Source organism: Lederbergia citrisecunda, from assembly GCF_018343695.1.
In the GTDB taxonomy this organism is placed as follows: domain Bacteria; phylum Bacillota; class Bacilli; order Bacillales; family Bacillaceae_C; genus Lederbergia; species Lederbergia citrisecunda.
Window position 1 is genome coordinate 2,281,992 of sequence record NZ_JAGYPJ010000001.1, and the last position, 26,397, is coordinate 2,308,388.

A 26,397-nucleotide genomic window follows, 5' to 3' on the forward strand; every position below is an offset into this window, starting at 1 on the left:
CGGTAAAGAACATATTAAAATGTTTCCAACCCGCCCAAGGACTTTCCGCAATCCCCTTGAATATGTTGTAATCCTTAAACGCCATGATGATTCCGTACATCGGAATATAACTAAAGATAAAGACGAAGATAATGGCAGGAATTACCATCAATTGGAGTTCCCACTGACTCATCAGTCTAAAGAAGACTGATTTCTTCTTTGGCACGATTACGACATTTTTATTTGCAACTGCCTTTTCCATAACGTCTCCCCCGATTATTTCTTGATGTTTTTGCATCTTAGCAAAATTCAAACTTAAAAACGCTTACTTTCACATATAAATAAAATGAATTGCTTGTTCAAGTTTCCTCCTTTAAAAAATTGGTGATGCATAGCGCTTACATCAAGATGTGCCAATTTTCCTATTTTATTGTTTCATAGCTTAACTTTTAAATCTTTTTTATCATCCTAGTACAAAAGACCTTTACTTACTAAAGTAATAACCTTCTTTACTTTTTTACAAAAACAAAGAAAAATACTAGCAATTGTTACTAACATTTTAAACTTGGTGTAACAAATAGTCAATATGTACTTTAAAGAATTGTAGAATTTTGTTGAAAACAAAGAAATTTTGTAAAACAAAATCAGAATGATCCAAAATAAATAGTTTCTTTAAAAAGAGCCACATCAAACAAAGAGTGTCAGTATACTGACACTCTTTGTTTGATGTGGCCCTTATTTACTATTATTTACCAGCCATTCTTTCTTTATTCTCTTGCCATCTCTTAGTTTTGAATTCTAACAATTTGTCATATCCAACAGCTTGAGCATCTTTTTCTGCTTGATCGAGGATTTTTATAACTTCATCATCGTTCTTCGCATGAATCGCTTTTGCTCTTGCTTCGTCAAAGATATCGTTCACACGTTGTTGGATTATTCCTTCTTCAGATTCTGGAAGTGGGTTAAGATAAACGAATTCGGTAGAGTTCGCTTGCGTTTTCCATGTAATACTCATTTGATATCTAGTTTCCCAGTTTTGTTGTTCTTCTGGCAATGTCATTTCAAATGCTGTTTTAGATTTATCGATATAAACAGTATTTCCGACCCATTGGAAGGCATCCGTTGTATTCATCAACTTGGAAAGGCCTTCAACATCTGATAAATATTTATCAGTAAATATTGGTGCTTCTGCAATACCTTCAACAGCCTGTGTTCCTTCCCAATATAGGCCTTCTGGGCCCCAGAAAACAGTACGTTGACCTTCTGGACCTACCATCCAGTCAAGGAAAGCAAAGATTGCTTCAGGATTTTTAGCTGCTTTTGTAATAACACTTACGTTCCAGCCAAGCTGATTCCATGTTCCAGGAGTGATATTTTCTTTGTTCAATCCTTCTTTATGGATTGGCCAAATCATTTTAAGACCTGCATCTGGATCTTGGGCTTTCAATTGTGTATGCGCAAAGCTTGCATTTTCAGTAGGACTGCTTCCTGCATAAACTGCAAATCTACCAGTAGTTACCTTCTCTTTTACTTGGTCAGACGTTTGAGTCAAAGTATCTTGGTCAATAAGTCTTTCACGATATAGCTTACTAATATATAACATTGATTCTTTGTATACAGGGTCTGCAAAGATTGATGTTAGTTTATCACCATTAGGTACAGCACGCATACCTGGGAAATTGTTAGGGTGTCCTTCTCCAAATGCGGAGTAAAGAACTTCAATTCCATCCCCTTGGCCTGCTTCAAATGGGATAATATCAGGATATTTTTCTTTTACTTGCTTCAAGTAAGCATAAAGATCATCTGTAGTTTCAAGTTTAGGTGAACCAAGTTCTTTATAAATTTTTTCATTTACGACATAACCTGTGTTACCGTTTGGTTGTGTTGTATACCAGTTAGGGATCGTATAAATATGTCCATCTTCGGCACGAAGAATGTTAAGAGTTGATTCCCCAACCCATTCCTTAATGTTTGGATATTTGTCAATATACTCATCAAGCGGAACGAGCATATCCGCTTCACGAAGTCTGTCCAAATCCGCATCACGTTCTAGCCAAATGACATCTGGAAGCTCGTTACCAACGATCATTGTATTGAACTTTTGTGCAGCGTTACCACCGGAGCTGATTGGCTTTACGTTAACCTTTTTGTTTTCTTTAATCCACTTTGTTGCTTCATCTTCGCCCCAGTTTGGCATTGTGTACCAGTCATAGTGACCGTACATTGTATATTCTAATTCATCCTCTCCAAGTACAAAGCCTTCACTACTCTTACTGCCGGAATCTTTCGATCCACCTTTGTCGTCGCCTTTACTATCGCCACCAGCACTGTTTTTTGAACAGCCGGACAGTACACTAAAGGCCATAAGCAGAGCAACTAAAGATAAAGTCAAGAACTTCATTTTGTTTCTCATTACTTTTCCCCCTTGATTATTTTTATATTTAAAGCTTGCGCTTTAAAACAATTTGATTTCCCTTCAAAGAGCCGACCAATACCCCTTTAACGAAATACTTTTTGAAGAAAAGGTACACAAAGATGATCGGAAACGTTGCGACCATCATGGTCAACATCGATAGGGATTTGCTTGAACCAGATTTTAGTTTCTGCATATGTGCTACAGTCATTGAATCTGTCTGTGCCATTTGCTCCGTCTTAATGTTGGAGCTAAGAAGTTGCTGTAGCATCGTTTGGATTGGCAATAGTTTTGTTCCGAAATGTAGATGCTCGGTGAAAACCAGTCATTCCAGTGATAAACATGTATTAGAAAAAGTCCAAATCTCCGTAGAGATCAAACCACACTAAACTTTCCCTTTTCAAAAAAATCAGTTATTAAAACGCTTTCTTTTATTCTGAAAAAATAATAGTAAAAGCTTGTCCAAATTTCCTACTCTAAAAATGAAGAGTTAAGCATGTTCATGTCGAATGTAAAATTTTTTCAAGTTTCATAGTTTCGACATGAAATCCCTTTCAAGAATCCTGACAGCAAAACTTTTACATAAATTGCAATAAAATATTCTATTTTTTGACAAGAATTCTGTAAATTACTAATAATTGTTATTATCAGTTTAAACTTGGTGTAACAAATAGTCAATATATTTTTAAAAATGAAAATACAAAAACGCAAGGACTTTAGGCATTATTGCCTAAGACCTTGCGTTATAACTAGTAATCGATATCGATATTACATTTTTTGTCTTTCTCGGAAAGCTCTCTCTATATCGCGTTTCGCTTCTTTTTGTTTTAAATCCTCACGTTTATCATATTTCTTTTTCCCTTTTCCGAGTCCTATTAATATTTTTGCAAAACCATCTTTTAAATATATTTTCAAAGGAATGATAGAGTATCCTTGCTCTTTTGATTCCCCAATCAGCTTATTGATTTCCTTACGATGTAATAATAACTTTCTTGTTCTAAGTGGGTCATGGTTGTAACGGTTTCCTTGTTCATATGGACTAATATGGGCATTATGTAAAAATAATTCACCATTTTGTATTCTTGCAAAAGAGTCCCTAATATTTGCCTTTCCCGCTCGAATAGATTTTATTTCAGTACCTTGAAGGACAATCCCTGCTTCGTACGTATCTTCAATAAAATAGTCGTGGTGTGCCTTTTTATTTTGGGCAACTAACTTTCCTGCTCCTTTTGGCATTGTTTTTCCCCCTTGGTTCACTGAATTCGTCTTATATTATACATGAAATTGAAAAAGGTTAGAAGTAACTTCCAACCTTTTAGGATTCCATTGCGCTTATTAACGCTTGCCTCTACTACGCTTTTTCCGATTTTTAGCTGGTGAATTTTCGTAGGATTTTTTCTTATTCTTTCTAGGCGGTCTTGTAGACCATTCCCCATCTTCGATTGATCCTTGAGGACCTTTAGATGGTGATTTAGAATTTTTCTCTGATTTAAGTTTAACAATTTTCGTTTGTGGAGTTTCATCATTACGTCTACGATTTTTTTTCATTCCCACAATTTCAAAATCAATATCATGTTCTTCTTTATTTACTTTGATGACACGAACTGTAATTTCATCGCCGATCCTGAAAATATTACCAGTCCGCTCGCCAATCATCGCCAAGTGGCGTTCATCGTAACGATAATAGTCATCCGTCATATAACTGACATGTACAAGACCTTCAATCGTGTTAGGAAGTTCAACAAACATACCAAAATTCGTTACAGAGCTTATGATCCCATCGAACTCTTCGCCGATTTTATCTTCCATAAATTCTGCCTTTTTCATTTCATCTGTATCACGTTCAGCATCTACAGCACGACGCTCACGCTTTGAAGAATGGTCAGCAATCTCAGAAAGCTGTGCCTGCCATTTTGCACGAGTAGCCTCGTCCAACTTTCCTTCGATTAAATAAGTGCGGATTAATCTATGCACGATTAAATCCGGATATCTACGAATTGGAGATGTAAAATGGGTATAAAATTTTGTAGATAACCCAAAGTGCCCTATACTTTCCGGATTATATTTAGCTTGTTGCATTGATCGCAACATAACAGTCGAAATTACCATTTCTTCCGGCTTACCTTCCACCGTTTCAATTATTTCTTGCAACGCTCTTGGGTGGACGGAGTTAGCTGTTCCACGAACTACTAGGCCAAAATTTGTGATAAATTCAAAAAATCGATGTAGTTTCTCTTCCTTTGGGTCTTCGTGAATTCGATAAATGAAAGGAACATCTAACCAGTGAAAATGCTCGGCTATTGTTTCGTTTGCCACTAACATGAATTCTTCAATGATTCTTTCTCCAATAGATCGTTCTCTTATTAAAACGTCTGTTGGCTTTCCCTCGTCATCCACAATTACTTTTGCCTCTTTAAAATCAAAATCAATTGCGCCACGTTTCATTCTTTTTGTTTGTAAAATTCCTTGCAATTCTTCCATCAATTCAAACATCGGTACAAGTGGTTCGTATTTCGCCCTTAGCTCCTCATCTTTATTAATCAAAATATGATTAACATCAGAGTACGTCATCCGCTCCGTTGTTTTAATAACGCTTTGGAAAATCTCATGGTTGACGACTTCTCCATGATTGTTGATTTCCATTTCACAAGAGAGTGTAAAACGGTCGACTTTTGGATTGAGTGAACAAATCCCATTAGATAAGCGATGAGGAATCATCGGTATGACGCGATCGACTAAATAAACACTTGTACCACGTTCAAACGCTTCTCGATCAATAGGAGAACCTTCTTTTACATAATGACTCACATCTGCAATATGAACACCAAGCTTGTAATTCCCATTATCCAATTTAGTTAACATCACAGCATCATCCAAATCCTTAGCATCTGCTCCGTCAATCGTTACAATGACTTCATTACGTAAATCACGCCGATTTGGTATATCATTTTCATCTACTGTATCAGGGTTACTATTAGCATGTTCCAATACTTCCTCAGGAAACGCGAGTGGAAGTCCATGCTGATGAATAATCGATAAAATATCGACGCCTGGATCATTTTTATGGCCTAAAATTTGAATGATTTCGCCTTCAGCATTTTTTCGTTCTTCAGGAAATGCCGTAATCTTGACGACTACTTTATGCCCCTCAATGGCACCCATACTTGCATTTTTCGGAATAAAAATATCATCGGCAATTTTCTTATCATCGGGAATGACAAAACCAAAATTACGACTTTCAACATATGTACCAACGACTTCCTCAGATCCACGTTTTAATATTCGAATGACTGCTCCTTCACGTCGCGAGCCAGATGTATCATTGGCAACTCTCACTAAAACACTATCACCGTGCATAGCACCATTTTTTTCATGAGGTGGAATGAAAATATCGTCGAGACCCACTTCGTCTGGTATAAGGAAAGCGAACCCTTTTGCATGTCCAGAAAGTGTACCGCGAACAAGATTCATTTTTTCTGGGAGACCATAGCGATTACTTCTCGTCCTTACAACAAGTCCCTTTTCCTCCATTTGCACAAGCGCTTTTACAAGATTTTTAAATTCACTCGCATCCGTAATTTCAAATGCTTCTTCCAATTCTTGTACTGTAAGTGGTTTATACGCTTCTTCTTTCATATATGATAAAATTTTTTCGAAATCCAGTTCTTCCATCCTTCTGTCCTCCTTGTACGACTATACAGACCAGTCAAGCCCGTCTAAAAAATGCAGTATATCTTCATGCAGCATATCTTTCTCCGGTCCAAGTGTAATGACATGCCCCGAGTGTTCGTACCATTTAATGTCTTTATGTGCAGATTCAGCTTCTTCATAAATAATATTTGCACTATTTTCGTTAATCATGTTATCGTTTCGTGCTTGAACTACGAAAAGAGGCGCATAAGTCATGTCAACGTTTTTGCGAACTCCAGCGATTAAATCTTGAAGTGATTTTAACGTATTCATCGGTGTCTTTTGGAAATGCTTCATTTCTTCAGCGATTTGTTCTTCCGACTTTCCTTCGAACCGTTTATATTCCTTAGCATAATCTAAAATACCTTCGTACATGACTTCTTCACTTTTAATATACATAGGTGCACACATTGGAATTATTCCCTTTACAGGTACAGTGTAACCTAGTTTCAAAGAAAAAACCCCGCCTAATGAAAGACCTGCGACTGCAATTTCTTCATATCCCTTTTCTTTTAAAAATTGATAGCCGTCCATCACATCTTTCCACCAATCATCTGGACCAGTATGAACTAATTGTTCTGGTGGGACTCCATGGCCTTTATATTGTGTTGCATGACTTGTGTATCCATTTTTTTCAAGAAAGCGACCGAGCATTCTCACATCTGCGCTATTTCCTGTAAATCCATGTAGTAAAAGAACTGCTCTCTTCCCTGCTTCAAACGTAAAAGGCTGAGGCGGTTTTATTTTCATTTTGTAACACCTGCTATTCTAGTTAGTTAATATAGTTTATTTTTATCAAAGTGTCGGGGAACAATCCAGAAATATGATTTTAGCTGGTTTTTAGTTTACCCTGCTCGAATTCATTCCGAGAACAAAATAAGAGATTTGGCACTTTTCTTTCCCGCATTGGACCGTTCCGAGAACGAAATCCGAGATCTGTCACAATTCTTTCCTGCATTGGACTGATTCGGGAACGAAATCCCAGGTTTGTCATTTTTCCTTCTCGTATTATCCGTATCGAGTACGAATTCCAGCTATCTGTTTTCATTTCTCGCACTTAACCCTAAAAAAAAGAAAAACCCGGCCTCATTTTAAGACCAGGTTACATTCTTTATACTGAAAGAAATGAAACAGCAATCGTTAAAAGGAAAAACAATACGGACAACACGACAGTAATACGATGGAGAATAAGATCCATTCCGCGCGCCTTTTGCTTTCCAAATAGTTGCTCCGCTCCACCGGAAATTGCTCCAGAAAGTCCAGCGCTTTTTCCTGACTGTAATAAAACAACACCAATAAGTCCAATAGAAACAATAATTAATAAAGTGATTGCTAATGTATGCAACATTTTAACGTACACCCCCTGGAACGAACATAAGAAGATACAATAAATGTATCACAAATATATACAATTGTACAAGAGCTAAAAAGAAAGAGCCAGTTTGAAAACTGGCCCTATCTCATGGATTACTTAATATTGTAGAATGTTTTAGCTCCTAAATATTGAGCTGTGTCTGCCAATTGGTCTTCAATACGAAGAAGTTGGTTATATTTCGCTACACGATCTGTACGGGAAGGAGCACCTGTTTTAATTTGTCCCGCGTTTGTTGCAACTGCAATATCCGCAATTGTGCTGTCTTCTGTTTCACCAGAACGGTGGGAGATAACCGCTGTATAGCCTGCGCGCTTCGCCATTTCGATTGCATCAAATGTTTCTGTCAACGTACCGATTTGGTTTACTTTAATAAGAATAGAGTTTCCTACTCCTTCTTCAATTCCGCGAGAAAGTTTTTCTGTATTAGTTACGAAAAGATCGTCGCCGACAAGTTGAACTTTTTTACCGATACGCTCAGTTAAAAGCTTGTGGCCAGCCCAGTCATTTTCATCTAAGCCATCTTCAATGGAAACGATTGGGTATTTGCTGACAAGCTCTTCATACCAGTCAACCATTTCTTCAGAAGTTCTTACGATTCCTTCCCCACTTAAGTGGTATTTTCCATCTTCTTTGCTGTAAAGTTCAGAAGATGCTACGTCCATCGCTAATTTCACTTCTTCACCTGGTTTGTAACCAGCTTTTTGGATAGCTTCCATGATTGTTTCAAGAGCTTCTTCATTGGATTTCAAGTTTGGAGCAAATCCACCTTCGTCACCAACAGCTGTATTAAGACCTTTGTCTTTTAATACAGATTTAAGGCTGTGGAAAATTTCCGTACCCATACGTAATGCTTCTTTAAAAGTAGGAGCTCCTACAGGCATAATCATGAATTCTTGAATATCAACGTTATTGTCTGCGTGCTCGCCGCCGTTAACAATATTCATCATTGGAACAGGAAGCTGCTTCGCATTGAATCCACCTAAGTATTGATATAATTCAAGACCTAAGAAATCTGCTGCTGCTCTTGCTACTGCCATGGACACACCTAGAATAGCATTCGCGCCTAGTTTTCCTTTATTATCTGTACCGTCAAGTTCGATCATCGTTTTATCAATACCCACTTGGTCTGTAACGTCAAATCCGATGATTTCTTCAGCAATAATATCATTAACATTGTTAACAGCTTTTTCTACACCTTTACCAAGGTAACGACCTTTGTCTCCGTCACGAAGTTCAACTGCTTCGTATTCACCTGTTGAAGCACCACTTGGAACTAAAGCGCGTCCGAACGCTCCTGATTCTGTGTATACTTCAACTTCAATTGTTGGATTACCGCGGGAGTCTAGTACTTCGCGAGCATAAACTTGAGTAATGAATGGCATGAAAATCTCTCCTTAATAATATTTTTTAGAATAATTACTTCTCAATTAGTGTAGTTCCTGTCATTTCTTTCGGCTTATCTAAATTCAATAAATCAAGTATTGTTGGAGCTAGATCGGCAAGAATCCCGCCATCTCTTACTTTTACATCATTTTGGGTGATGATAACAGGTACAGGATTAGTTGTATGAGCCGTCATTGGATTCCCTTCAAGCGTGACCACTTCATCTGAATTTCCGTGATCTGCTGTAATGATGGCAGCTCCGCCTTTTGAAAGGATTAAGTCCACAATTTTTCCAAGGCATTCGTCAACTGTTTCAATCGCTTTTATAGTCGGTTCAAGCATTCCAGAGTGACCAACCATATCTGGATTGGCAAAATTCAAGATAATCGCATCAAATCGATCATCTTCAATTTGTTCACATAGAGCCTTAGTCACTTCATACGCGCTCATTTCTGGCTGTAGGTCGTAGGTAGCAACTTTTGGAGAATTAATTAAAATTCTTTGTTCTCCAGGGAATGGTTCTTCTCTTCCACCATTCATAAAAAAGGTAACGTGTGGATATTTTTCCGTTTCAGCAATTCTTAGTTGTGATAGCCCATTGTCTGATATTACTTGACCCAAGGTTTGATCAAGATTAACCGTTCTGAATGCTACATAGCCGTCCACAGTTTCAGAAAAATGGGTCATACAAACAAAGTAGAGGTTTTTAGGATAGTTTTCTCCTCTATTAAACGCTGTAAACTCTTTGTTTGTAAAAACATTGGAAAGTTGTATCGCACGATCAGGACGGAAATTATAAAAAATGACCGCATCTTCATCATCTACAGTGGCAATAGGCTTTCCATTGTCATCAATCATCACAGAAGGAATAACGAATTCATCAAAGATTCCATGATTGTATGAGTCTTTTACCAAATCCATTGGATCTGAATAAACCGGGCCTTCTCCGTATGCCATTGTACGGTAGGCTTTTTCTACACGATCCCAACGTTTATCCCTATCCATTGAATAGAAACGTCCGGAAATGGTAGCAAATTGGCCAACACCATATTCTTTTATTTTGTCCTGTGTTTCTTTTAAATATTTTTCAGCTGATTGCGGACTAACATCACGACCGTCTAAAATGGCATGAATAAAGACATCTTTCACACCTTCGTCGGCAGCTAGCTTCAAAAGTGCCCATAGATGGCTTATATGACTATGAACTCCACCATCGGAAAGCAAGCCGAAAAGATGTAATTTCTTTCCTGTTTTCTTCACATGCTCGATAGCTTGAAGAAAAGTATCATTTTTTTCAAACTCACCGTTGCGGATGGCGATATTTACACGTGTCAAGCTTTGATACACAATTCGTCCTGCACCAATGTTTAAATGTCCTACCTCGGAGTTTCCCATTTGTCCTTCCGGTAGACCTACCGCTTCACCACATGCCGTAAGTTGATTATGAGGATACGTATTCCAGTAACGATCGAAATTAGGCTTTTTCGCTTGAGCTACAGCATTCCCCATCGTTTCTTTACGACAGCCAAATCCATCAAGGATGATTAGTGCCACAGGTGCTTTTTTGCTCATTATATAGCCGCCTCCAGTAATTGAAGGAATGATTTAGGTTCTAAACTTGCACCGCCAACGAGCGCGCCGTCAATATCTGGTTGATTCATATATTCTTTAATGTTTTCCGGTTTTACACTTCCACCGTATTGAATTCTAATAGCTTCAGCCGCTGATTTGGAGAAGTTTTTCTCAACCACTTGGCGAATATGGGCACACACTTCGTTTGCATCATCAGAAGTCGATGATTTACCAGTACCAATCGCCCAAATCGGCTCATATGCAATAACTGTTTCTTTTACTTGATCTTCAGTTAAGCCTTGTAATGCCTTCTCTACTTGTTTCTCAACAAGCTCTTTTGTTTCATTGTTTTCTCTTTGCTCTAATGTTTCACCTACACAAACGATGGGAATTAATTGGTGGTTGAATGCTGCATGTGTTTTTTGGTTAACTGTTTCATCCGTTTCAGCAAACATTTCTCTTCTTTCAGAGTGGCCAAGAATCACATAAGAAACTCCTAGATCCTTTAGAGCAACTGGACTGATTTCTCCAGTAAAAGCTCCACTTTTTTCAAAGTGCATATTTTGCGCTCCAACTTCAACGTCCGTTCCTTTAAGGACATCTACTAATTGTCCAAGAAATAATGCTGGTGAACAAATAACAGAATCTACTTTATCTTTTGTAGGAACTTTATCTTTTACTTCATTAGCAAACTCTAAAGATTCCTGCAACGTTTTATTCATTTTCCAGTTACCGGCAATGATTGGTTTTCGCATTTTTTTCATCCTTTTCTATTTATCATCCAATGCAGCGACACCAGGTAATACTTTCCCTTCCATGAACTCAAGAGAAGCACCGCCACCTGTAGAAATATGACTCATTTGATCAGCTAGTCCAAATTGTTCTACCGCTGCCGCTGAGTCACCGCCTCCAATGACAGAGTATGTATCTTTAGCTTCTGCAAGTGCTTCAGCAATGGCTTTCGTTCCATTTGCAAATGGTTCCAACTCGAATACACCCATTGGTCCATTCCAAATAACTAGCTTAGATTCCTGAATCACTTTTTTATAAAGTTCCCGAGTTTTTGGACCGATATCCAAAGCTTCCCAGTCTGATGGGATTTCTTCAATGGATACGATTTGTGTATTGGCATTTACTGAAAAATCATCGGCAATAACTACATCAACTGGCATGTAAAAATTAACGCCTTTTTCTTTCGCTTTTGCGATAAAAGAATTAGCAAGATCGATTTTATCTTCTTCTAATAGTGACTTACCTACTTCATGGCCTTGAGCTTTAATAAACGTATAAGCAAGTCCTCCGCCAATAATAAGATTATCAACTTTTTCAAGGAGATTGTAGATAACGCCAATTTTATCTTTAACTTTTGCACCGCCAATGATGGCTGTAAATGGGCGTTCAGGATTGGAAAGAGCTTTTCCGAGAACCTCTAATTCCTTATCCATTAAGAATCCTGCTGCTGATGGAAGAAACTTTGCAATTCCTTCTGTTGAGGCATGGGCACGATGTGCGGCTCCAAAAGCATCATTGACGTATACATCTGCTAACTCAGCAAATGCTTTTGCTAGTTCAGGATCATTTTTTTCTTCGCCTGGATAGAAACGAACATTTTCAAGTAAAATAACGTCCCCTTCTTGCAAGCTAGAAATTTGTTCTTTTACATTTTCTCCAAATGCTTCATCAGCTTTCGCTACTTTTTTATTCAATAATTCACTAAGTCGAGTTGCAACTGGAGTAAGCCTTAGTTCTTCTTTTACTTCACCTTTTGGTCTTCCAAGGTGACTCGCCAAAATGACGATAGCGCCTTGCTCCGATAAATATTGGATAGTAGGCAACGCCGCTCTGATCCGTGTATCATCTGTTACTTTTCCATCACTCATTGGAACGTTGAAGTCTACTCGACAAAATACACGTTTCCCTTTTACGTCAATATCTTTAATTGATTTTTTCTCCATCGCGCTATCCTCCTTATTTCACTATGAAAAAAGAGAGGGGATTGGATCCCGCTCCCCATTTTCCATTATAAGTCTCACACTGAGAATTTCCAATGATTCGTGTGTTTCTTACAAACCTTGTTTTGCAATGTAAGCAGCAAGGTCTACGACACGATTGGAATATCCAGTTTCATTGTCGTACCAAGAAAGAACTTTTACCATATTGCCTTCCATTACCATCGTAGATAATGCATCGATAGTAGAAGAATGAGTGTCGCCGTTGAAGTCTGTTGATACAAGCGGCTCTTCAGTGTAAGCCATAATACCTTTTAATTCGCCTTCAGCTGCTTCTTTAAGCGCTGCATTAACTTCTTCAGCAGTTACTGATTTTTCAAGTTCTGCTACAAGGTCAACAACTGATACGTTTGGTGTAGGAACACGCATTGCCATACCGTTAAGTTTACCTTTTAACTCAGGAAGTACAAGTGCTACAGCTTTTGCAGCTCCCGTTGATGTAGGGATGATGTTTTCAGCAGCCGCACGTGCACGACGATAGTCTTTATGTGGTAAGTCAAGAATTTGTTGATCATTTGTATATGCATGTACAGTAGTCATCATACCGCGTACAATGCCGAATTTGTCATTTAATACTTTTGCAAATGGAGCAAGACAGTTAGTTGTACATGATGCGTTTGAAAGTACATGATGATTTGCTGCATCATATTTATCTTCGTTAACACCCATAACGATTGTGATGTCTTCATCGTTTGCTGGTGCAGAAATAATGACTTTTTTAGCTCCTGCTTCAAGATGTTTTGCAGCATTGTCGCGATCTGTAAAACGACCAGTTGACTCAACAACGATGTCTACACCAAGGTCGCCCCAACCAAGTTGCGCAGGGTCGCGTTCAGCAAGAACTTTAATACGATGATCGCCTACAACGATTGTGTCACCGTCAACAGATACTTTTTCTGCTAATTTTCCGTGAACAGTGTCATATTGCAATAAGTGAGCAAGCATATTCGCATCTGTCAAATCGTTTACTGCTACAATTTCCACTTCTGGATTATTTAGTGCTGCACGGAAAACATTTCTTCCAATTCTACCGAAGCCATTAATTCCAACTTTTACTGCCATGTTAATATCCTCCTTTAATTTCAAACATTATTTTATTTTTGGCTCTGATACACTTCTTTGTTGATTAAATCAACAAGGAGCTTTTACAAAGCCATATATTTAAAAGGATCCATCGAGAAAGCCGTTTGACAAAATATTGATTTGAATAATGCCGACTGCCATCTACGGATGCCCCTTTAAAAACTCTGATGCGGCGCCTTCATCTGTAATAAGAATCGTAGTTTTCGGTGCACCTTTCATATATGCCCGAATAGCCTTTGCTTTTGATTTGCCACCAGCAGCTGCAAGGACAAAAGGTATATCCTCCAAATCGGAAATCTGCATGCCAATAGTGGGTACTTTATGTACTATTTCCCCATTTTCGTTAAAATAATAGCCAAACGCTTCACCAACTGCATTTTCATCTATTATTTTTTTCATGGCTGTTTTACTCGTTCTTCTCCTTCCAGCCATTGTTAAGGCATCGCCAATCCCGTGAAGAACAATATTTGCCGACTTAATCATGTCTAAAACTTCTGTAATAGTAGGTTCTTTAAGTAAAGAATGGTATACCTCAAGGCCTACTTCATCAGGAACATATAACACACGATGTAAGCCGCCAGTCTTTTCTGCCATTGTAGCACAAATGACATTGGCTTGGTTTTTTACATCCTCTCCAATTCCTCCACGAGCTGGAACGAAAAGGAGTTTTCTGCCCTCTCCAATATCACTTGAAAGCATTTCGGCGGTACACGCCATTGTCGTTCCACCAGTTACAGCGATAATATTTTCCTTATCAAGACAACTACTCAATATATCCGCAGTTGCTTTTCCGATCTCCTCTTTAACGAGGGGAGTTTCATCACTATCTCCTGGAACAATGACAACTTTACTAACGCCAAGTATTTTTTTTAAGCTATTCTCCATTTCACTAATACCGGTGATCTCTCTCATCATTTCATCCAGCTCCAACAGCAGCTTCATTCCTTTAGAAGTTACCATCATCCCTGCCGTTTTAATACTAATAAGATTGCGGGCTTTAAGGAATTCTGCTTCGCTGCGAAGAACTCGTTCAGTCATGCCAAGCATATCAGCTAAAGTCCTTCGTCCGACAGGCTCGGTTAAACGGATTGAACGAAGAATCTGATAACGCTTCTGCATAACAGAAAGCATATCAGGCACGATTTGAGTTTGAATTTTTAATAATGAGTGCATAATATTGGCTCCTTTTAAACCACAGGGTCAAAATATGTCCCAGTAAGACATATTGCGTCCCATCACCAGTAAAAAAAATGGCTTAATAGCTATTTCCTATTTTATCACTCGATTACATTTTTTTCAAATCATAAATGATTTAATCTTTCCTCAATTGTTAACGTGTCTATCATACCATACTGAATGATTTCACCTTCAATTTCAATAACAGGAATCATTATACCAAATTTTTCCGTCCATTCATCACTCGTATCAATATCTCTTTCAATGATTTGAAATTGATAATCTTTCTGAAGATGTTGCAGAATCAATTTTGCGTCTACACAAAGTGGACAACGATTTCGAGTATAAAAGATGACTTCCATGTGCTCACATTCCTTTTAGAATTTATATTTTACATTTTATTATAACAGTCTAAAAAAATAAAATCCCCCTCAGAAAGAGGAGGAAAAATCTAGGTACTATCTGTATAAACCCCATAAATTGACTGACGACCTTGCATTAGAAAAATCATTGTAAAAACCACCTTTCATTATTTATTTTGATAAAAAATTAGTATGGACGATACATTGCGATTTGACGATCTTTAATTTCATCATACATCTTCTCAATTTTTTGATGATGAAGAGCTTCTTCAAGCGTAATATGGCGTCTTTTTATTGTGATTGTAAAAAATATAATATTTAATGTCATTATTATTCACCTCCTTAAAAATCATTTATATCCAAAAATGGCACAAAAAAACCGCATGAAGACAATGGCTTCTGCGGCAGTGTACACGAAAAAAAGCCACAAGAAGACACTTCTTCTGCGGCTTTAAAAGGGCATAAAAAGCCGCAGGGACATAATTCTCCCTGCGGCACGGATATTTTTTAATTAATAAATAAAAATTAAGCAGTCCATTCCCCGTAGGTCGAATTCATAAAATTATTTAATTGCACTGGATTCAGTAATTTAGCTGTTTTCATTTTTCATTCGACCTCCTTTAGAAATTTTTACTTACGATGGTAATTATAACCAAGAAAAATATGTTTGTAAACAGGTTTTGAAAATATTTATCTAAAATAAAATACCTAACTATCTTTTTGGTTGGGAAAACAAAGTTTTGAACTACCTATAAAGAACAATTCTAAGTAATTGTTGATCCTTCGTTTAAAGACTTAAGGAAACGCCTGAACGATAAAGATAAAAATACTGTAATGTGGTATCCTAGTGAATCTAAGTTTGCTTTCAATATAGTTGAACAAGTGTATGGACCTTGGATTTTGCTGAATGCGAAAAGAAAAAATGAGTGTTACCGAATTATTGGAAAAACGTTGAACAATGTTAGCCCTTCGACATCCCCCATGCGACCTTGTCCAAAAATATATGTTAAAAGAGAGCAACGATCACTCGTCACTCTCCATAGTGTTTTTAGTACCTGAATATAAACCAGAGGCTGACAGGCCTAGCATTGCCCCAACAATAATCCCCTGCTTTAAATTAAAGTTGGTGACGTAGACAACACCTATGACGATACCTAGTAGCAAAGCGATAAAAGGTAAATAGCGCTTTTTCACTCCCGCCCTTTTGCATAGTTCTACAAGTCCTAAAATCAATGGGATAATCATAACGTGATATACTTCAAACATTCTTATACACCCCCTTTTTATATTTTTATGGATAGCCCGTCCCGTCTGAAACGGCTCTTACCTTAAAGGCAATCTATCTTTTATGTCATAAAATTTTCCGATAACCATTATCGTGAATTCATTCAAAGTGTTATAAACCTGATCCTTTCGTTCGTTATTTCTTGTTGACCGAAATCTAAACAAAAACGACGGCCAATGGTCCTTTAGGAAAAAAATGTGAGTAAAATTCAATAATCATTCCCTCAATTTTTTCCCTCTTCCTGAGCTCTCTCTAAAAAAACAAAAAAGCATCTCATATGAGATTCTCATATGAAATGCTTCTACTTAATTTATCCAACAGTTTTTAATAAAAGTAGTGTCTATCTTCTTGCTCGTCTTTATATGGATAATCATTTTCTTCCTTGTTTTTCACTTTTTTCTGTTTGATTTTCTGAGTCTCTTCGGAATTTGAATCTGTATCTTTAAATAGTTTAAAGATCATTTCAAACATTTGAAGCACCTCATTTCAATAATATAGATTTAACATAGCATTTTTATATTTGGCAAACATTAATAACGTGTTAATATTACGTAATATATTTTTTAGTAGTACTTCCTACTATCAATCTCTCAGAAACAGTCTAGACCCTGAATGGGTTAATATACGCAACGTGCGTGATACACACGAATGAAAAGCACCCAAACGAAAAAGTTCCTATGCTTGTATCAAACTCAATACAAACATAGGAACTCATTGGCTTTTTGTGACGCCCTCGGAGGACGTGTATGTATGACTCTAAAACCTTGATATAATCAGGTTTTCATAAAATTATGTGTAAATTATGTGTAAATAATTTCTACCCTATATATTGTACTATTTTATTAATGGGGTTCTTTATGAGCCCCTTTCTATAGTCTTCCACAAAATCACAATAGACAATTTCTAAAATGTTTTCTAATGTAAAAGTATGGTCTTGATAAATCTCCATCATATCCCGCAATAAAAATTCACCCTTCAAAGCAAGCCGATGTTCCAGATGGGTTTCTATCAATTCAAAACCTCTAACTTCTTCAAATAGTATTCCTTTTGTCGCTTCTTCATTTTGATACGGTTTAATAGCAGCTGGCGATAAATCTCGAACGGTAAGCCTACTGTAAATATCGTGGAGGTCATTTTTCCTTTTGAAGTAACTTAGAAAATCCACATACAATATTTTTGCCAAATGGTTAGTGGTAAAATCTTTATCAATCATTTCAGCGACATCATCACAAAACGATACAGATCGTATATAAAGATAATGCGGCACATAGAATGAAAATGTATGCGTCGGGTTTCTTGGATTGTGGTATGAATTCATTATCTTCGTCCACAAGCTAAGGCCCTTCGTTTGCTTTCTAGTAAAAAGAATAAATCGCTCCTGGCCAATTACATCGATTTGACTAAACTTCACGTCTACGCCCCTCTCTGTAGGTATTAATGGTATAACCGCCGCTAACTATCCACAAATACTCTTTTACTATTCTGTGAACGACCCTTCTTTTAGAAATACCCCATTCGATTGATAATGATTGAATATTATTAAAGTCACCTTCTTTTAGAACTACATGAACAAACTCACCGTTATTATCATATTCGTAATCTTGATACTCTTTATCTCTCAATAAATCATTTTCAACAATCAAACTCGCAAAGGCAGTTAAGGACAACATATGATTCATTGCTTTTCTTTGAAGAGATTTTTTATCCTCATTTGATAACTTGAATTTAATATCTTTTTTAGCATCTGATCTCTTTTTTCTTTTTTTGGGTTGTTCTTGATTAAAATTCTGTTTAATTGCTTTTGGGCGAACTGGAAGAGTTTTTCTTCCGAATAGTGTATTCAAGGTCTCCCCTCCTGATTTTTTACCTCTCCCCCTCCTAATATCCCATGGTCTTTTGGTCTATTGGTCTTCTGGTCTCGGTGGGGGGAGGAGGATGTTACTACCCCACTATGATTTTCAGACCTCCTCCCTCAGTCTTTTTTACATGCTTTAAAGTCTGTTTTCTTTTAATGTCAGCAAGAATCAGGCTCTTTACATATCCGCTAAAATTACTGTCTTTAAGATGCTCCAACATTGTTTGGTCTTCTTCGTTTGTAATATTAAAAGAAACTGGTTTAACTCTTTTGTTCTTACTCAATCTTTACACCTCCTTGGGCTTATTTAATAAATGGTATTACTGGTGATACCGATTTATTCCACAAAAAAATAAAAGCCTCGTTCATTTGAACAGGGCTTTCTTGGTGTACACAACTCCTAGATGAGTTTATATTATTCCCATTTTTAATCTTTAAATTCCACACCAACCACATCGTCCATCTTAATCTTTTTTAAATCTCCATTCCATTCAGTGATCCAAACAGTTTTATTCAAGCTATCTATATTATGTACTCTGCCCTCTGCATCTTCAAAAAATCCATTTATCCATAATTCAAAAATAACCGGAAGATTGAACTCGTTTGCTGCAGCTAACTTTTCATCAATTTCTCTTAATTGATATTCATCCAGAATTGGCTTTTTTTCTTTCTCATATTCTTCCCACATTTCATGTAAATGACCAATATGCTCGGGCATCATAAAGCCATGCCATTTTTTCATTCCGCGGTCTTTAATGTCCATTTCTTATCCTCCCTATCAATAAGAACATTCGTTCGAAATTATTATATGCAAACATACATTCCTTTTCAACTAGGAAATGATACAATGTTTTTAGGAGGTCATATTATGCGTATATCAATTGACTTTTATATTGCCACATATGGAATTACTAAAAAGAAAAGTGAAATGTTCATTGTGTCAGATGATTTTAATGGTAAAGAGGATGCTATAAAAATTGCTAATCTTTTTATCAAGCAATTACAACGAGGATTGGAAAAGAATGAGAAGATTGAAAGAGTAGTATTTAATGAAGATGATATAACTCCATTTGTTTTTACACATATACTAAAATTGGTAAAATAATTGCGACCTGTCTATATTATGATAGGTCGTAATTTTTCATTTCAAGTTCATCGTATTATGTCAAATTAATATAAAACCTTTCAAAAAAAGGGGAAATTCGTGGTGATGTAGAAAATAATTCATAGATGAATTGTATAAAGGAGTGCGGAGTATGATATTAGAATTGATTGGAATAATATTAGGTTCATTAGTCGGTGCGTATATAGTCTTTTCGATTATTATTTTAGCTGTAGGAGGAATTACTAGGTATAGATGGAGCTTCAATAAAATACTTAATATTACACTAACATTCACTATTATATTCGCCATTTTTTGGGGAGATTATTGGGGACTTTCTCCTGACCAGACTATTATTCGTTATGTTCCAGCTATTATAGTAATTTATCTATTCGAAAGAAGAAGATTACTTACAATGAAATGTCCACAATGCAAAGAAAGAATCAAAACAAATGCAACTAAATGTAAACATTGCCAATCGATTTTATTTGAACAAACAAGCTAGTAGCCCGCAATTAAGCGGGCGTTTTTTATTGTAAGTCTGATATTTTAACCCAACTGTAAAGTTCCTTAATTAGTACGTCATCATTGCTAACTTGCTGAATGGTAAGTGATTTATTTTTATATTGATTTGGAATTGTTGCAGTGGATCTCGAGTATTTTTTAGCGCTTGATTTAATCTTTACCTTTTGAGCTACTTTAAACTTAGATTGTGTAAGTTTACTCTCAACAATTACATCAACAACAGCGCTAGCGTTATTAGGGTTAATCCAAGAGCCCGGAGTTCCATTCTTTGTGGTTACGTTGATCATACCGTCAGCAGTGTTATAAACAAAGTAATTCCCCACTTTAACAGTGGTCTTTTTATTTTTACCTGACTTAGCATCTGCAGCTGTCAGATATCCAGGAGTATCTTTTGTAACACGATGAGTACTCCCTAGCTTTGGTGCATTGGCATAATTCGGTTTATCTGACTGTTTCGGTGGTTGAATTACAGGCTCAACTGGCTTTGTTACTGGTTTTTCTTCTTTTACCACTTCTTTTATTTCTCCAGTAAAGAATTCCAGTTTTTTATCACTAAGGATTCGGTTTAGGTCAAGGTAACTTCCATATCCATCTAGTCTACCTTTATCAGTGTATTGGTGAATGTCACAAGGGTAAGCAGGTTTGCTGTTTACTGTACCATTATTAGAACCATAATGAGGGATCCACACCGCATCAGCTTCTGATAAGTCGAGATTAAAAGATTTGTAGAGATGATGGCCTACATAGATTCCTACATTCTTAGCACCAAGAGAACGTAATTTCCTTAAAAAAGCACTTGTCCCTTTTCTCATATCAGACATTGTTTTTTCTTCAACATCAAGGAACCAAAACACCGGATTAAATTCTTTAGTGCGGTTATAGAATTCACTTGCTTCCTTCTCCATATCAGCCACACTAGCTCCCCTAATCCATGCATATGCAGCTGTCGGAATACCACGTTTTTGAAACTCTTTATGATGTGTCTTATAATGTCTATCAATAGTGTTAGAACCATACTGTGTTCGGATTATGACTAAATCAATTTGCTTTGCTAACTTATCATAATTAATACTGGACGGTGGTTGATGGTGAGATATATCGAGAATTAAAGCCATTTATATTTTCCCCCTAATATTTAATAAATAAAAAAGAGCAACGATTGCTCGCCACTCAAATGTAATCACTATCTGATTTTGGTTTTCGATAACCTAAGGCTTGTTTAGAATCTTCTATGCCATCAGTTGTATGATCGACCACGACTCCAAGAAGCACCAATATAGCCAATACTGTGTTAAATATTCCTACAAGTTGCGCGCTTAGTTCTTTTGATATTTCAATGCCAAATAACATCAATATTTGTTGGGACAACAATGCTAATAGCGCAAAGAGAGCAATGATAAAGTTTTTATGTTTAAAGCGCACTTTCCAATTGATTTTTCTCAATTTTAAAACCTCCTATAATCCAAACGAAAATAATAAAAAGCCACCAATCACAGTTGCAATGATTGTGGCCCCGACTTTCCAAACGGCATTCTTGTATTCTTTTAACTGCTCCATATTACTTGCATCCATTTTACTATCCAACTCTTTAAATCCTATCTTTAAATCAGAAAGAGTGTCCATTACATGCGATAAGCTTTGATTTGACACTTGTTGGTTTGTTCTTAGATCATGCACATCATTCTCCACCCTTGCCAGCCTTTTTTTGACCTCTCGGATGTCTTCCGTATTGTGTTTTACATTTTGTTCTAATAGCTGCATATGCGCATCCACCTTTTAACCTCCTCTTATGGAGGGAAATGTGACCCCCAAACTTTTATACAATAAAAAAGCACCTCATATGAGATGCTTTACAAATGTTTTCTGAATCCTCTATCGTCTAATGAATCGTCTTTTTTGAAAATACTCACTACAAAATCCTTCACATTTACAAATAAACTAAATAAAACTGCTCCTATGATGAATACGGCTCCAAGCAAGGCAATAATTCCAATTGGTACAGAAAGTAGAGAAATAACGTGAATATAGACTAAATAGAAAATCCACAAAGAAGCTAAACCAATTAACAATTTTACAAACCAAAGTCTGTCCTTCAATTCACCAACCCCTATTCAGCTAATTGTTTACCTTGCTGTGCTATTTTCATGATAGCAACATCAATATTCTTGATAATATCTGCTTTTTGCTTTCCAGTCATATTTGGGTCAGCTACAATTGCACGCTTATATGCTTGCAATTCATTGATGTCTTTACTTAACTTGTTCATTGCTTTATAAGCTTCCGTATTTTCGTGTTCAGGGTTATTTTTCTTAGCTGAAAGATTTTCTCTCCTAAGCTTATCCATTCGTTCATAAAAATCATTTACAGACTGACTATTTCCCTCTAAATTTTTGACAACAAATCTATTAAGAATAGGCATATCTGCAACTCCGCGATCTGGCAAAGCCGGTTTATTCACTCCGAACCCTTCCGCAATGGCATCTGTACCAAATAGAGCATATTTTCCTAGTCCTCCAGTATAACCTTTAAAAACATGTTCAAGGTTACGTGGAGACTGCTTGGTTAACTTTCCTAAACCTTTAGCTAGTTCGCTTTGATAAGGGCCATATTGATCTTCAGGCAATAGGTCTTGTTCGCGTCTTGGAACGATAGGCGATTTAAAATACATGCTCTTGTTTGCATACACTTCAATCCAAGGAGCCAACGCAGTTGGAATGAATGAAGGCGTTGTCGCGTCCAATACAGTATCACCAAAATCCTTAAATGCTTTTGGATCCTTCGTCTCCATGTAACTTAGTAATCTTTCATAGGATGTACCGAAAATTACACCAATCTCAAAAGGTTTTGGCAATTTGTATATTTGGTCATCGACTTTAAAATGCCAGAATAAATCTCTTTCACGTTGCGGAATTTCCTTATACCATTCTTGATCGTGGTTCATAAAATACAAAGCAACCGAAGGCATAGTGATACCTGTTGTTGCTCTTATCATAGCACCTTTTGGATTGTCTTTAAAAGTTCTTACCATTTTATCAACTGATTGAATGGCAGCATTAAAGAAAGCAGTCATTTGGTTATATTGCCTTCCGAGACTTCCAGCTCGGTTGAAATCAATAATATCACGAGATTCAAACGCTGCTTCTTGTGGAGAAGCTCCTTTTTTTAACGCTTTCTCAAACACTCCAACACGAGTAGCTTCTTCTGTCATTTCTGATAGTTTACGCAATGGTTCTAATACTGTATGGATTGGGCTCTTTACGCCTTCCTTTACTTTTTGACCAAGTGACTGTTTAATCATCTTACGTAAATCTTGTTGCAGATATTCACGGTCAAGAGTAGATAATACAGAGTTTGCTCCACCTGCATTTTTCCATTGCTGATAGACCTTGTCTTTCGAGACTACATGTTTCATTCCTTTAGCCATATCAACAAATGGGATAAATCCGTAACGAGAGTTTACTAGTGCAGCCAATTGATCTCGGAAAATATTTACTGGTCCGAAATCAGGAGAAAGTACCGCTCCCGTTCGCAACATGCGAGTAGGTACGCCTAGCACTTTTAAAAACAAATGCTGTTGCTGTGTATCGAGTGATAGCATAGATTTATACAAATCTTCTTGAAGCTCCATTTCTACCTTTTTACCATCCCGATATACATAAACTTTGTTACCTTCACCGGTAAAGAGTTTGTCAATTGCTTCAGCTTTTCCTTCAGTTATTTCAGCGCTGGCATCACCTAAAGCCTTTCCTACATCATCAACAGATAATCCTTCGCCATTCTTAGCCACACGCCCCCATGCATTGTCACCAGATTGCTCTACCAATTCAAGAAGCGAACGTCCTACTTTATTACGTTCGGCCATATTTAGGGTAAGATAAGTGTTTTTTACGATACTTTCAATCGGATTGATGATTTCCCTCTCTGATCCAGTACGCTTTTTGAACGGTTCTCCTAGATTAGCATATGTCTTTTTTGGATTGGTCAAAGGTTGAAATCCTCTAACCTTTTCGTCTTGGACACGGAACATAGGAATGTAATTTGGATTTTCGTCACGAAGTGATTTGACCGACTCTTTATCCAAGACTCCTGCTTCAGCCAAGTTATCCATTAAGCGATTGTTATACTTAATCAGTTCAGCATGTGCGGCTTTAATTTCTGGTGATTCTGATTCGATTTGACGAATCGCAGCATCTGCTAATTGACGGTCACTCATACCTTCGACGTCTTTTGGTTTAATTCCTGCTACTAAACCTTTTTCATCGTAATCAAGTGCACGTTTAGCCGTACTATAAGCAAGAAAATCATCCATTTTCTTTTCAATAGGTTTAATAATTTCTTGAAGAGAATTACCAATTTTCTTACCATCTTCAGAATACACCCCACTTCGTAAATATGTTTCTGCTTTTCCAGCTACTCCTCGAGCTAAACGAGCCTTCTTATAAGGGTTTTTGTCGAATTCTAGGTTTTTTCCGCCTAATTGTTTAGCTGCCTTTTCCAATGGATATAAATCCTCTACCCATTGAGTATAGAATTTTTCAAATGACCATTTGTTTTTTTCTTTTTTTCCATCTTTATTGATTTGACGTTTAACAATTTCTTTCGGATTGTCAATATCAATAGGTGTTCTATCGATTGGTTTAGCAACTTTCATTGGCGCATCTTCAGAAAAAGCAGTAATAGCTTCAAAATCTTTTCCAGAACTTTTAAGAGCAGGTGGTTTTACTGATTCCGATGTTGCCGCTGCTTGTCTGATTGCCTCAAATTCTTGAGGTTGATTCTTTTCTGCTCTTTTTAGTATGTCAAACCTACTTTTCAATGTTTCATATTGTCCAAGCGAATCATCTATCGATGCCATAATGGAAGATTTATCTTCTTCTAAAGCATTTATTATAGGCCTTAAAGCCGGTTCTTGAGCAGGATCTTGACGAACCATCATTGTCAATTCTTCCATTTGACCATCAATCTCCTGAACAGCTTTAGGTCTCCAAGGTGGCAGAGAGCCTATTTCATCCTCAAAACCTTCCCTTACCTGAATTTCTGCTAGTTCACGCAATTCAGCGTTAGTCGGCCTTCTATTATGAACGGCATAAAAATCTTGGTACCATTTTGGATTATTGGATACTCTACCAAATGCACCTGTGACATAACCTTCACGGTCATATGTGAGTCCACCAGGAGTCGTTCCTTTACCCATAGATGATTTTAGATATTCATATTGTTGCTGGACAGCTTGCTCAAACTCTTTTTTATACTCATTTACAGAGGGGATAACTTCTTTCAAGCTAGCTTGTGTCTTTGCGATTTCATTAGCAATATCAGAGCTATTCATCCTCACATTATTGCCGTCAGGCATAGTATACGAATCAGGCAACAAGCTATTAGCTGTAGGATGTTCAGTACTAAAAAGAGAACTTCTTCTCAATGGTGATAATCTATCCAATAATTCAGGAGACACTTCACCATCGAACTTTGGAAAATCACCAGGTATCGCTCTTTCAAAACCTTTTCTAGCCAATCTCCCCAAACCGAATAAAGCAGGGTCTAAAACAGCACCACCAGCTATACCTAAACCAGTACGAAGCAAATGGTCTTTTAAATCATTCGCTTCAGGGTTAGCAAGTTCATTAGCTGCGGAAATCCCACCTTCAGCCGCTCCACCTGCAATTGCTCCTGTAATAGCTTTTCTTGCATAAGGATTAGCGATATTAGCAAGCTTAGGGATTTTATTTACTGCAAGCTCAGCCGCTTTATAACCTTTTGAATAAGGAGCTGCAAATGCACCTAATTCCCCTAATATATTCAAGGCTTTAGTTTCCAAACCTCTATCTTCTTGGGCAGCAGCTATAACAGGGTTAACTACTTCTCCGTATTTCTTTTTTTGGTTTTCAGCCATCAATTCAGTGTTTTTTGGAAAAATAGCATCTGTTGCACCTTTGGATACGGGAACAATGAAACGGTCAACAAAACCTAATAATCCATCACGCTTTCCATCTCCATCGACATCTTTTCCGCTAAAAAAATCTTTCAGCTTAGTAATAGCATTACGATCATCGGATTTTTTTGACTCTTTCTTTTGTGTTTCTTTTTTTGTCTCGTTTTGGCTATATTGGGAAATAAGTTCTTCCGTTGTTGGTTTTCGGTTTGCCTGTCGTTTAACATCTTCAGTATGCTTTTTAGCTTCACGTTCTGAACGGAAAAAACCATCAGAAGTAGCATTAAACATTGCATCTATAAAATCGTTGACGTTATAACCCATTTCTTTAATTTGTGCCTTTAGTCGAGGGTCGTTACGTATATTCTCCGCATTACGATAGGCACCATCTTTTCTTGCAGCCGACTTTATTTCAGGGTTGTTCCAGTATTCAAGTGCATCATCATAAGTTTTCTTTTTTTCCTTTTTCAACGCTTCCTTTTGAGCCTTTTCCAACTCTTTCATGCGTTTGTTGTATTCTTGTTTAGCGAAAGCTGCCTTAGCTTGAGATTCGCCAATGCTCCGGGCAGTAGCAAGGCCGGCATCAAACGAGCCAGCCCCGTATCTTTCGTCGAATATTTTTTTATATTTATTCTCATCAAAGGCCATTATTCCAC

26 protein-coding genes and 2 pseudogenes are annotated in these 26,397 nt (G+C 37.0%); 2 read left to right on the forward strand and 26 right to left on the reverse strand.

The window, feature by feature from the left end; translation table 11 throughout:
• The 21 genes and pseudogenes from KHA93_RS11445 to KHA93_RS11545 form a co-directional block, all read right to left on the reverse strand.
• A pseudogene (locus KHA93_RS11445) lies at window positions 1-172 on the reverse strand (sugar ABC transporter permease); the annotation flags it as partial.
• Window positions 173-724: 552 nt separating this feature from the next.
• Window positions 725-2,392, reverse strand: a complete 1,668-nt coding sequence (locus KHA93_RS11450; protein WP_213110842.1) for an extracellular solute-binding protein — start codon at window positions 2,390-2,392, stop codon at window positions 725-727.
• A 28-nt stretch (window positions 2,393-2,420) separates the two neighbouring features.
• Window positions 2,421-2,734, reverse strand: a pseudogene (locus tag KHA93_RS11455) (carbohydrate ABC transporter permease); the annotation flags it as partial.
• Window positions 2,735-3,160: 426 nt separating this feature from the next.
• The gene (smpB, locus tag KHA93_RS11460) at window positions 3,161-3,628 is read right to left on the reverse strand and encodes an SsrA-binding protein SmpB (protein ID WP_213110844.1); all 468 of its coding nucleotides are present in this window, start codon (window positions 3,626-3,628) and stop codon (window positions 3,161-3,163) included.
• Window positions 3,629-3,727: 99 nt separating this feature from the next.
• Window positions 3,728-6,064: a ribonuclease R gene (gene rnr / locus KHA93_RS11465; protein ID WP_213110845.1), complete on the reverse strand. Its 2,337-nt coding sequence runs from the start codon at window positions 6,062-6,064 to the stop codon at window positions 3,728-3,730.
• A gap of 21 nt (window positions 6,065-6,085) precedes the next feature.
• Complete coding sequence (locus KHA93_RS11470) at window positions 6,086-6,832, reverse strand: alpha/beta hydrolase (protein ID WP_213110846.1); 747 nt, start codon at window positions 6,830-6,832, stop codon at window positions 6,086-6,088.
• A gap of 361 nt (window positions 6,833-7,193) precedes the next feature.
• A complete protein-coding gene (gene secG, locus KHA93_RS11475) occupies window positions 7,194-7,427 on the reverse strand; it encodes a preprotein translocase subunit SecG (protein ID WP_213112887.1) in 234 nt (77 codons plus the stop codon).
• 122 nt (window positions 7,428-7,549) lie between these two features.
• Window positions 7,550-8,839, reverse strand: a complete 1,290-nt coding sequence (gene eno, locus KHA93_RS11480) for a phosphopyruvate hydratase (RefSeq protein ID WP_213110847.1) — start codon at window positions 8,837-8,839, stop codon at window positions 7,550-7,552.
• Window positions 8,840-8,873: 34 nt separating this feature from the next.
• Window positions 8,874-10,412 (reverse strand): 2,3-bisphosphoglycerate-independent phosphoglycerate mutase, encoded by a 1,539-nt coding sequence (gpmI, locus tag KHA93_RS11485; RefSeq protein WP_213110848.1) that lies wholly within the window; start codon window positions 10,410-10,412, stop codon window positions 8,874-8,876.
• A complete protein-coding gene (tpiA, locus tag KHA93_RS11490; RefSeq protein ID WP_213110849.1) occupies window positions 10,412-11,167 on the reverse strand; it encodes a triose-phosphate isomerase in 756 nt (251 codons plus the stop codon). The genes gpmI and tpiA overlap by 1 nt, the downstream gene beginning before the upstream one ends.
• A gap of 15 nt (window positions 11,168-11,182) precedes the next feature.
• A complete protein-coding gene (locus KHA93_RS11495; RefSeq protein WP_213110850.1) occupies window positions 11,183-12,367 on the reverse strand; it encodes a phosphoglycerate kinase in 1,185 nt (394 codons plus the stop codon).
• A 108-nt stretch (window positions 12,368-12,475) separates the two neighbouring features.
• Window positions 12,476-13,483 (reverse strand): type I glyceraldehyde-3-phosphate dehydrogenase, encoded by a 1,008-nt coding sequence (gene gap, locus KHA93_RS11500; protein WP_213110851.1) that lies wholly within the window; start codon window positions 13,481-13,483, stop codon window positions 12,476-12,478.
• A 162-nt stretch (window positions 13,484-13,645) separates the two neighbouring features.
• Window positions 13,646-14,677 (reverse strand): sugar-binding transcriptional regulator, encoded by a 1,032-nt coding sequence (locus KHA93_RS11505; protein WP_213110852.1) that lies wholly within the window; start codon window positions 14,675-14,677, stop codon window positions 13,646-13,648.
• Between the two features lie 128 nt (window positions 14,678-14,805).
• Window positions 14,806-15,042 carry a glutaredoxin family protein gene (locus KHA93_RS11510; protein WP_213110853.1) on the reverse strand — a complete coding sequence of 79 codons (237 nt, stop codon included), beginning with the start codon at window positions 15,040-15,042 and terminating at the stop codon, window positions 14,806-14,808.
• A 187-nt stretch (window positions 15,043-15,229) separates the two neighbouring features.
• Complete coding sequence (locus KHA93_RS11515; RefSeq protein WP_213110854.1) at window positions 15,230-15,370, reverse strand: YrzI family small protein; 141 nt, start codon at window positions 15,368-15,370, stop codon at window positions 15,230-15,232.
• Between the two features lie 695 nt (window positions 15,371-16,065).
• Window positions 16,066-16,308 (reverse strand): hypothetical protein, encoded by a 243-nt coding sequence (locus tag KHA93_RS11520; protein ID WP_213110855.1) that lies wholly within the window; start codon window positions 16,306-16,308, stop codon window positions 16,066-16,068.
• Window positions 16,309-16,651: 343 nt separating this feature from the next.
• Window positions 16,652-16,798: a hypothetical protein gene (locus KHA93_RS11525; RefSeq protein WP_213110856.1), complete on the reverse strand. Its 147-nt coding sequence runs from the start codon at window positions 16,796-16,798 to the stop codon at window positions 16,652-16,654.
• A gap of 346 nt (window positions 16,799-17,144) precedes the next feature.
• Entirely contained in the window at window positions 17,145-17,738 is a 594-nt protein-coding gene (locus tag KHA93_RS11530; protein ID WP_213110857.1) for a hypothetical protein, read from the reverse strand.
• Window positions 17,728-18,171: a hypothetical protein gene (locus KHA93_RS11535; RefSeq protein ID WP_213110858.1), complete on the reverse strand. Its 444-nt coding sequence runs from the start codon at window positions 18,169-18,171 to the stop codon at window positions 17,728-17,730. Before KHA93_RS11535 ends, KHA93_RS11530 begins: the two co-directional genes overlap by 11 nt.
• A 97-nt stretch (window positions 18,172-18,268) precedes the next feature.
• Window positions 18,269-18,466, reverse strand: coding sequence for a hypothetical protein (locus KHA93_RS11540; protein WP_213110859.1), 198 nt, complete (start codon window positions 18,464-18,466; stop codon window positions 18,269-18,271).
• Between the two features lie 143 nt (window positions 18,467-18,609).
• Entirely contained in the window at window positions 18,610-18,945 is a 336-nt protein-coding gene (locus KHA93_RS11545; RefSeq protein ID WP_213110860.1) for a YolD-like family protein, read from the reverse strand.
• Between the two features lie 105 nt (window positions 18,946-19,050).
• Between KHA93_RS11545 and KHA93_RS11550 the strand changes: the two genes are divergently transcribed.
• Window positions 19,051-19,287 carry a hypothetical protein gene (locus KHA93_RS11550; protein ID WP_213110861.1) on the forward strand — a complete coding sequence of 79 codons (237 nt, stop codon included), beginning with the start codon at window positions 19,051-19,053 and terminating at the stop codon, window positions 19,285-19,287.
• A gap of 151 nt (window positions 19,288-19,438) precedes the next feature.
• Complete coding sequence (locus tag KHA93_RS11555; protein WP_213110862.1) at window positions 19,439-19,789, forward strand: hypothetical protein; 351 nt, start codon at window positions 19,439-19,441, stop codon at window positions 19,787-19,789.
• Window positions 19,790-19,814: 25 nt separating this feature from the next.
• On the opposite strand, the gene KHA93_RS11560 is transcribed toward KHA93_RS11555, so the two are convergent.
• The 5 genes from KHA93_RS11560 to KHA93_RS11580 form a co-directional block, all read right to left on the reverse strand.
• Window positions 19,815-20,924: a glycoside hydrolase family 25 protein gene (locus KHA93_RS11560; protein ID WP_213110863.1), complete on the reverse strand. Its 1,110-nt coding sequence runs from the start codon at window positions 20,922-20,924 to the stop codon at window positions 19,815-19,817.
• A 55-nt stretch (window positions 20,925-20,979) separates the two neighbouring features.
• Window positions 20,980-21,252, reverse strand: coding sequence for a phage holin (locus tag KHA93_RS11565; RefSeq protein WP_213110864.1), 273 nt, complete (start codon window positions 21,250-21,252; stop codon window positions 20,980-20,982).
• A 12-nt stretch (window positions 21,253-21,264) separates the two neighbouring features.
• Window positions 21,265-21,570, reverse strand: a complete 306-nt coding sequence (locus KHA93_RS11570; RefSeq protein WP_213110865.1) for a hypothetical protein — start codon at window positions 21,568-21,570, stop codon at window positions 21,265-21,267.
• Window positions 21,571-21,659: 89 nt separating this feature from the next.
• Window positions 21,660-21,905: a hypothetical protein gene (locus KHA93_RS11575; RefSeq protein WP_213110866.1), complete on the reverse strand. Its 246-nt coding sequence runs from the start codon at window positions 21,903-21,905 to the stop codon at window positions 21,660-21,662.
• Between the two features lie 11 nt (window positions 21,906-21,916).
• Complete coding sequence (locus tag KHA93_RS11580) at window positions 21,917-26,389, reverse strand: LPD38 domain-containing protein (RefSeq protein WP_213110867.1); 4,473 nt, start codon at window positions 26,387-26,389, stop codon at window positions 21,917-21,919.
• Between the last annotated feature and the right edge of the window lie 8 nt (window positions 26,390-26,397).

Excerpts from the sequence above, each read along its gene's own strand:
- KHA93_RS11450 (WP_213110842.1), bottom strand. The coding sequence starts at position 2,392 with ATGAGAAACAAAATGAAGTTCTTGACTTTATCTTTAGTTGCTCTGCTT.
- smpB (WP_213110844.1), bottom strand. The coding sequence starts at position 3,628 with ATGCCAAAAGGAGCAGGAAAGTTAGTTGCCCAAAATAAAAAGGCACAC.
- rnr (WP_213110845.1), bottom strand. The coding sequence starts at position 6,064 with ATGGAAGAACTGGATTTCGAAAAAATTTTATCATATATGAAAGAAGAA.
- KHA93_RS11470 (WP_213110846.1), bottom strand. The coding sequence starts at position 6,832 with ATGAAAATAAAACCGCCTCAGCCTTTTACGTTTGAAGCAGGGAAGAGA.
- eno (WP_213110847.1), bottom strand. The coding sequence starts at position 8,839 with ATGCCATTCATTACTCAAGTTTATGCTCGCGAAGTACTAGACTCCCGC.
- gpmI (WP_213110848.1), bottom strand. The coding sequence starts at position 10,412 with ATGAGCAAAAAAGCACCTGTGGCACTAATCATCCTTGATGGATTTGGC.
- tpiA (WP_213110849.1), bottom strand. The coding sequence starts at position 11,167 with ATGCGAAAACCAATCATTGCCGGTAACTGGAAAATGAATAAAACGTTG.
- KHA93_RS11495 (WP_213110850.1), bottom strand. The coding sequence starts at position 12,367 with ATGGAGAAAAAATCAATTAAAGATATTGACGTAAAAGGGAAACGTGTA.
- gap (WP_213110851.1), bottom strand. The coding sequence starts at position 13,483 with ATGGCAGTAAAAGTTGGAATTAATGGCTTCGGTAGAATTGGAAGAAAT.
- KHA93_RS11505 (WP_213110852.1), bottom strand. The coding sequence starts at position 14,677 with ATGCACTCATTATTAAAAATTCAAACTCAAATCGTGCCTGATATGCTT.
- KHA93_RS11510 (WP_213110853.1), bottom strand. The coding sequence starts at position 15,042 with ATGGAAGTCATCTTTTATACTCGAAATCGTTGTCCACTTTGTGTAGAC.
- KHA93_RS11515 (WP_213110854.1), bottom strand. The coding sequence starts at position 15,370 with ATGACATTAAATATTATATTTTTTACAATCACAATAAAAAGACGCCAT.
- KHA93_RS11520 (WP_213110855.1), bottom strand. The coding sequence starts at position 16,308 with ATGTTTGAAGTATATCACGTTATGATTATCCCATTGATTTTAGGACTT.
- KHA93_RS11525 (WP_213110856.1), bottom strand. The coding sequence starts at position 16,798 with ATGTTTGAAATGATCTTTAAACTATTTAAAGATACAGATTCAAATTCC.
- KHA93_RS11545 (WP_213110860.1), bottom strand. The coding sequence starts at position 18,945 with ATGGACATTAAAGACCGCGGAATGAAAAAATGGCATGGCTTTATGATG.
- KHA93_RS11550 (WP_213110861.1), top strand. The coding sequence starts at position 19,051 with ATGCGTATATCAATTGACTTTTATATTGCCACATATGGAATTACTAAA.
- KHA93_RS11555 (WP_213110862.1), top strand. The coding sequence starts at position 19,439 with ATGATATTAGAATTGATTGGAATAATATTAGGTTCATTAGTCGGTGCG.
- KHA93_RS11560 (WP_213110863.1), bottom strand. The coding sequence starts at position 20,924 with ATGGCTTTAATTCTCGATATATCTCACCATCAACCACCGTCCAGTATT.
- KHA93_RS11570 (WP_213110865.1), bottom strand. The coding sequence starts at position 21,570 with ATGCAGCTATTAGAACAAAATGTAAAACACAATACGGAAGACATCCGA.
- KHA93_RS11580 (WP_213110867.1), bottom strand. The coding sequence starts at position 26,389 with ATGGCCTTTGATGAGAATAAATATAAAAAAATATTCGACGAAAGATAC.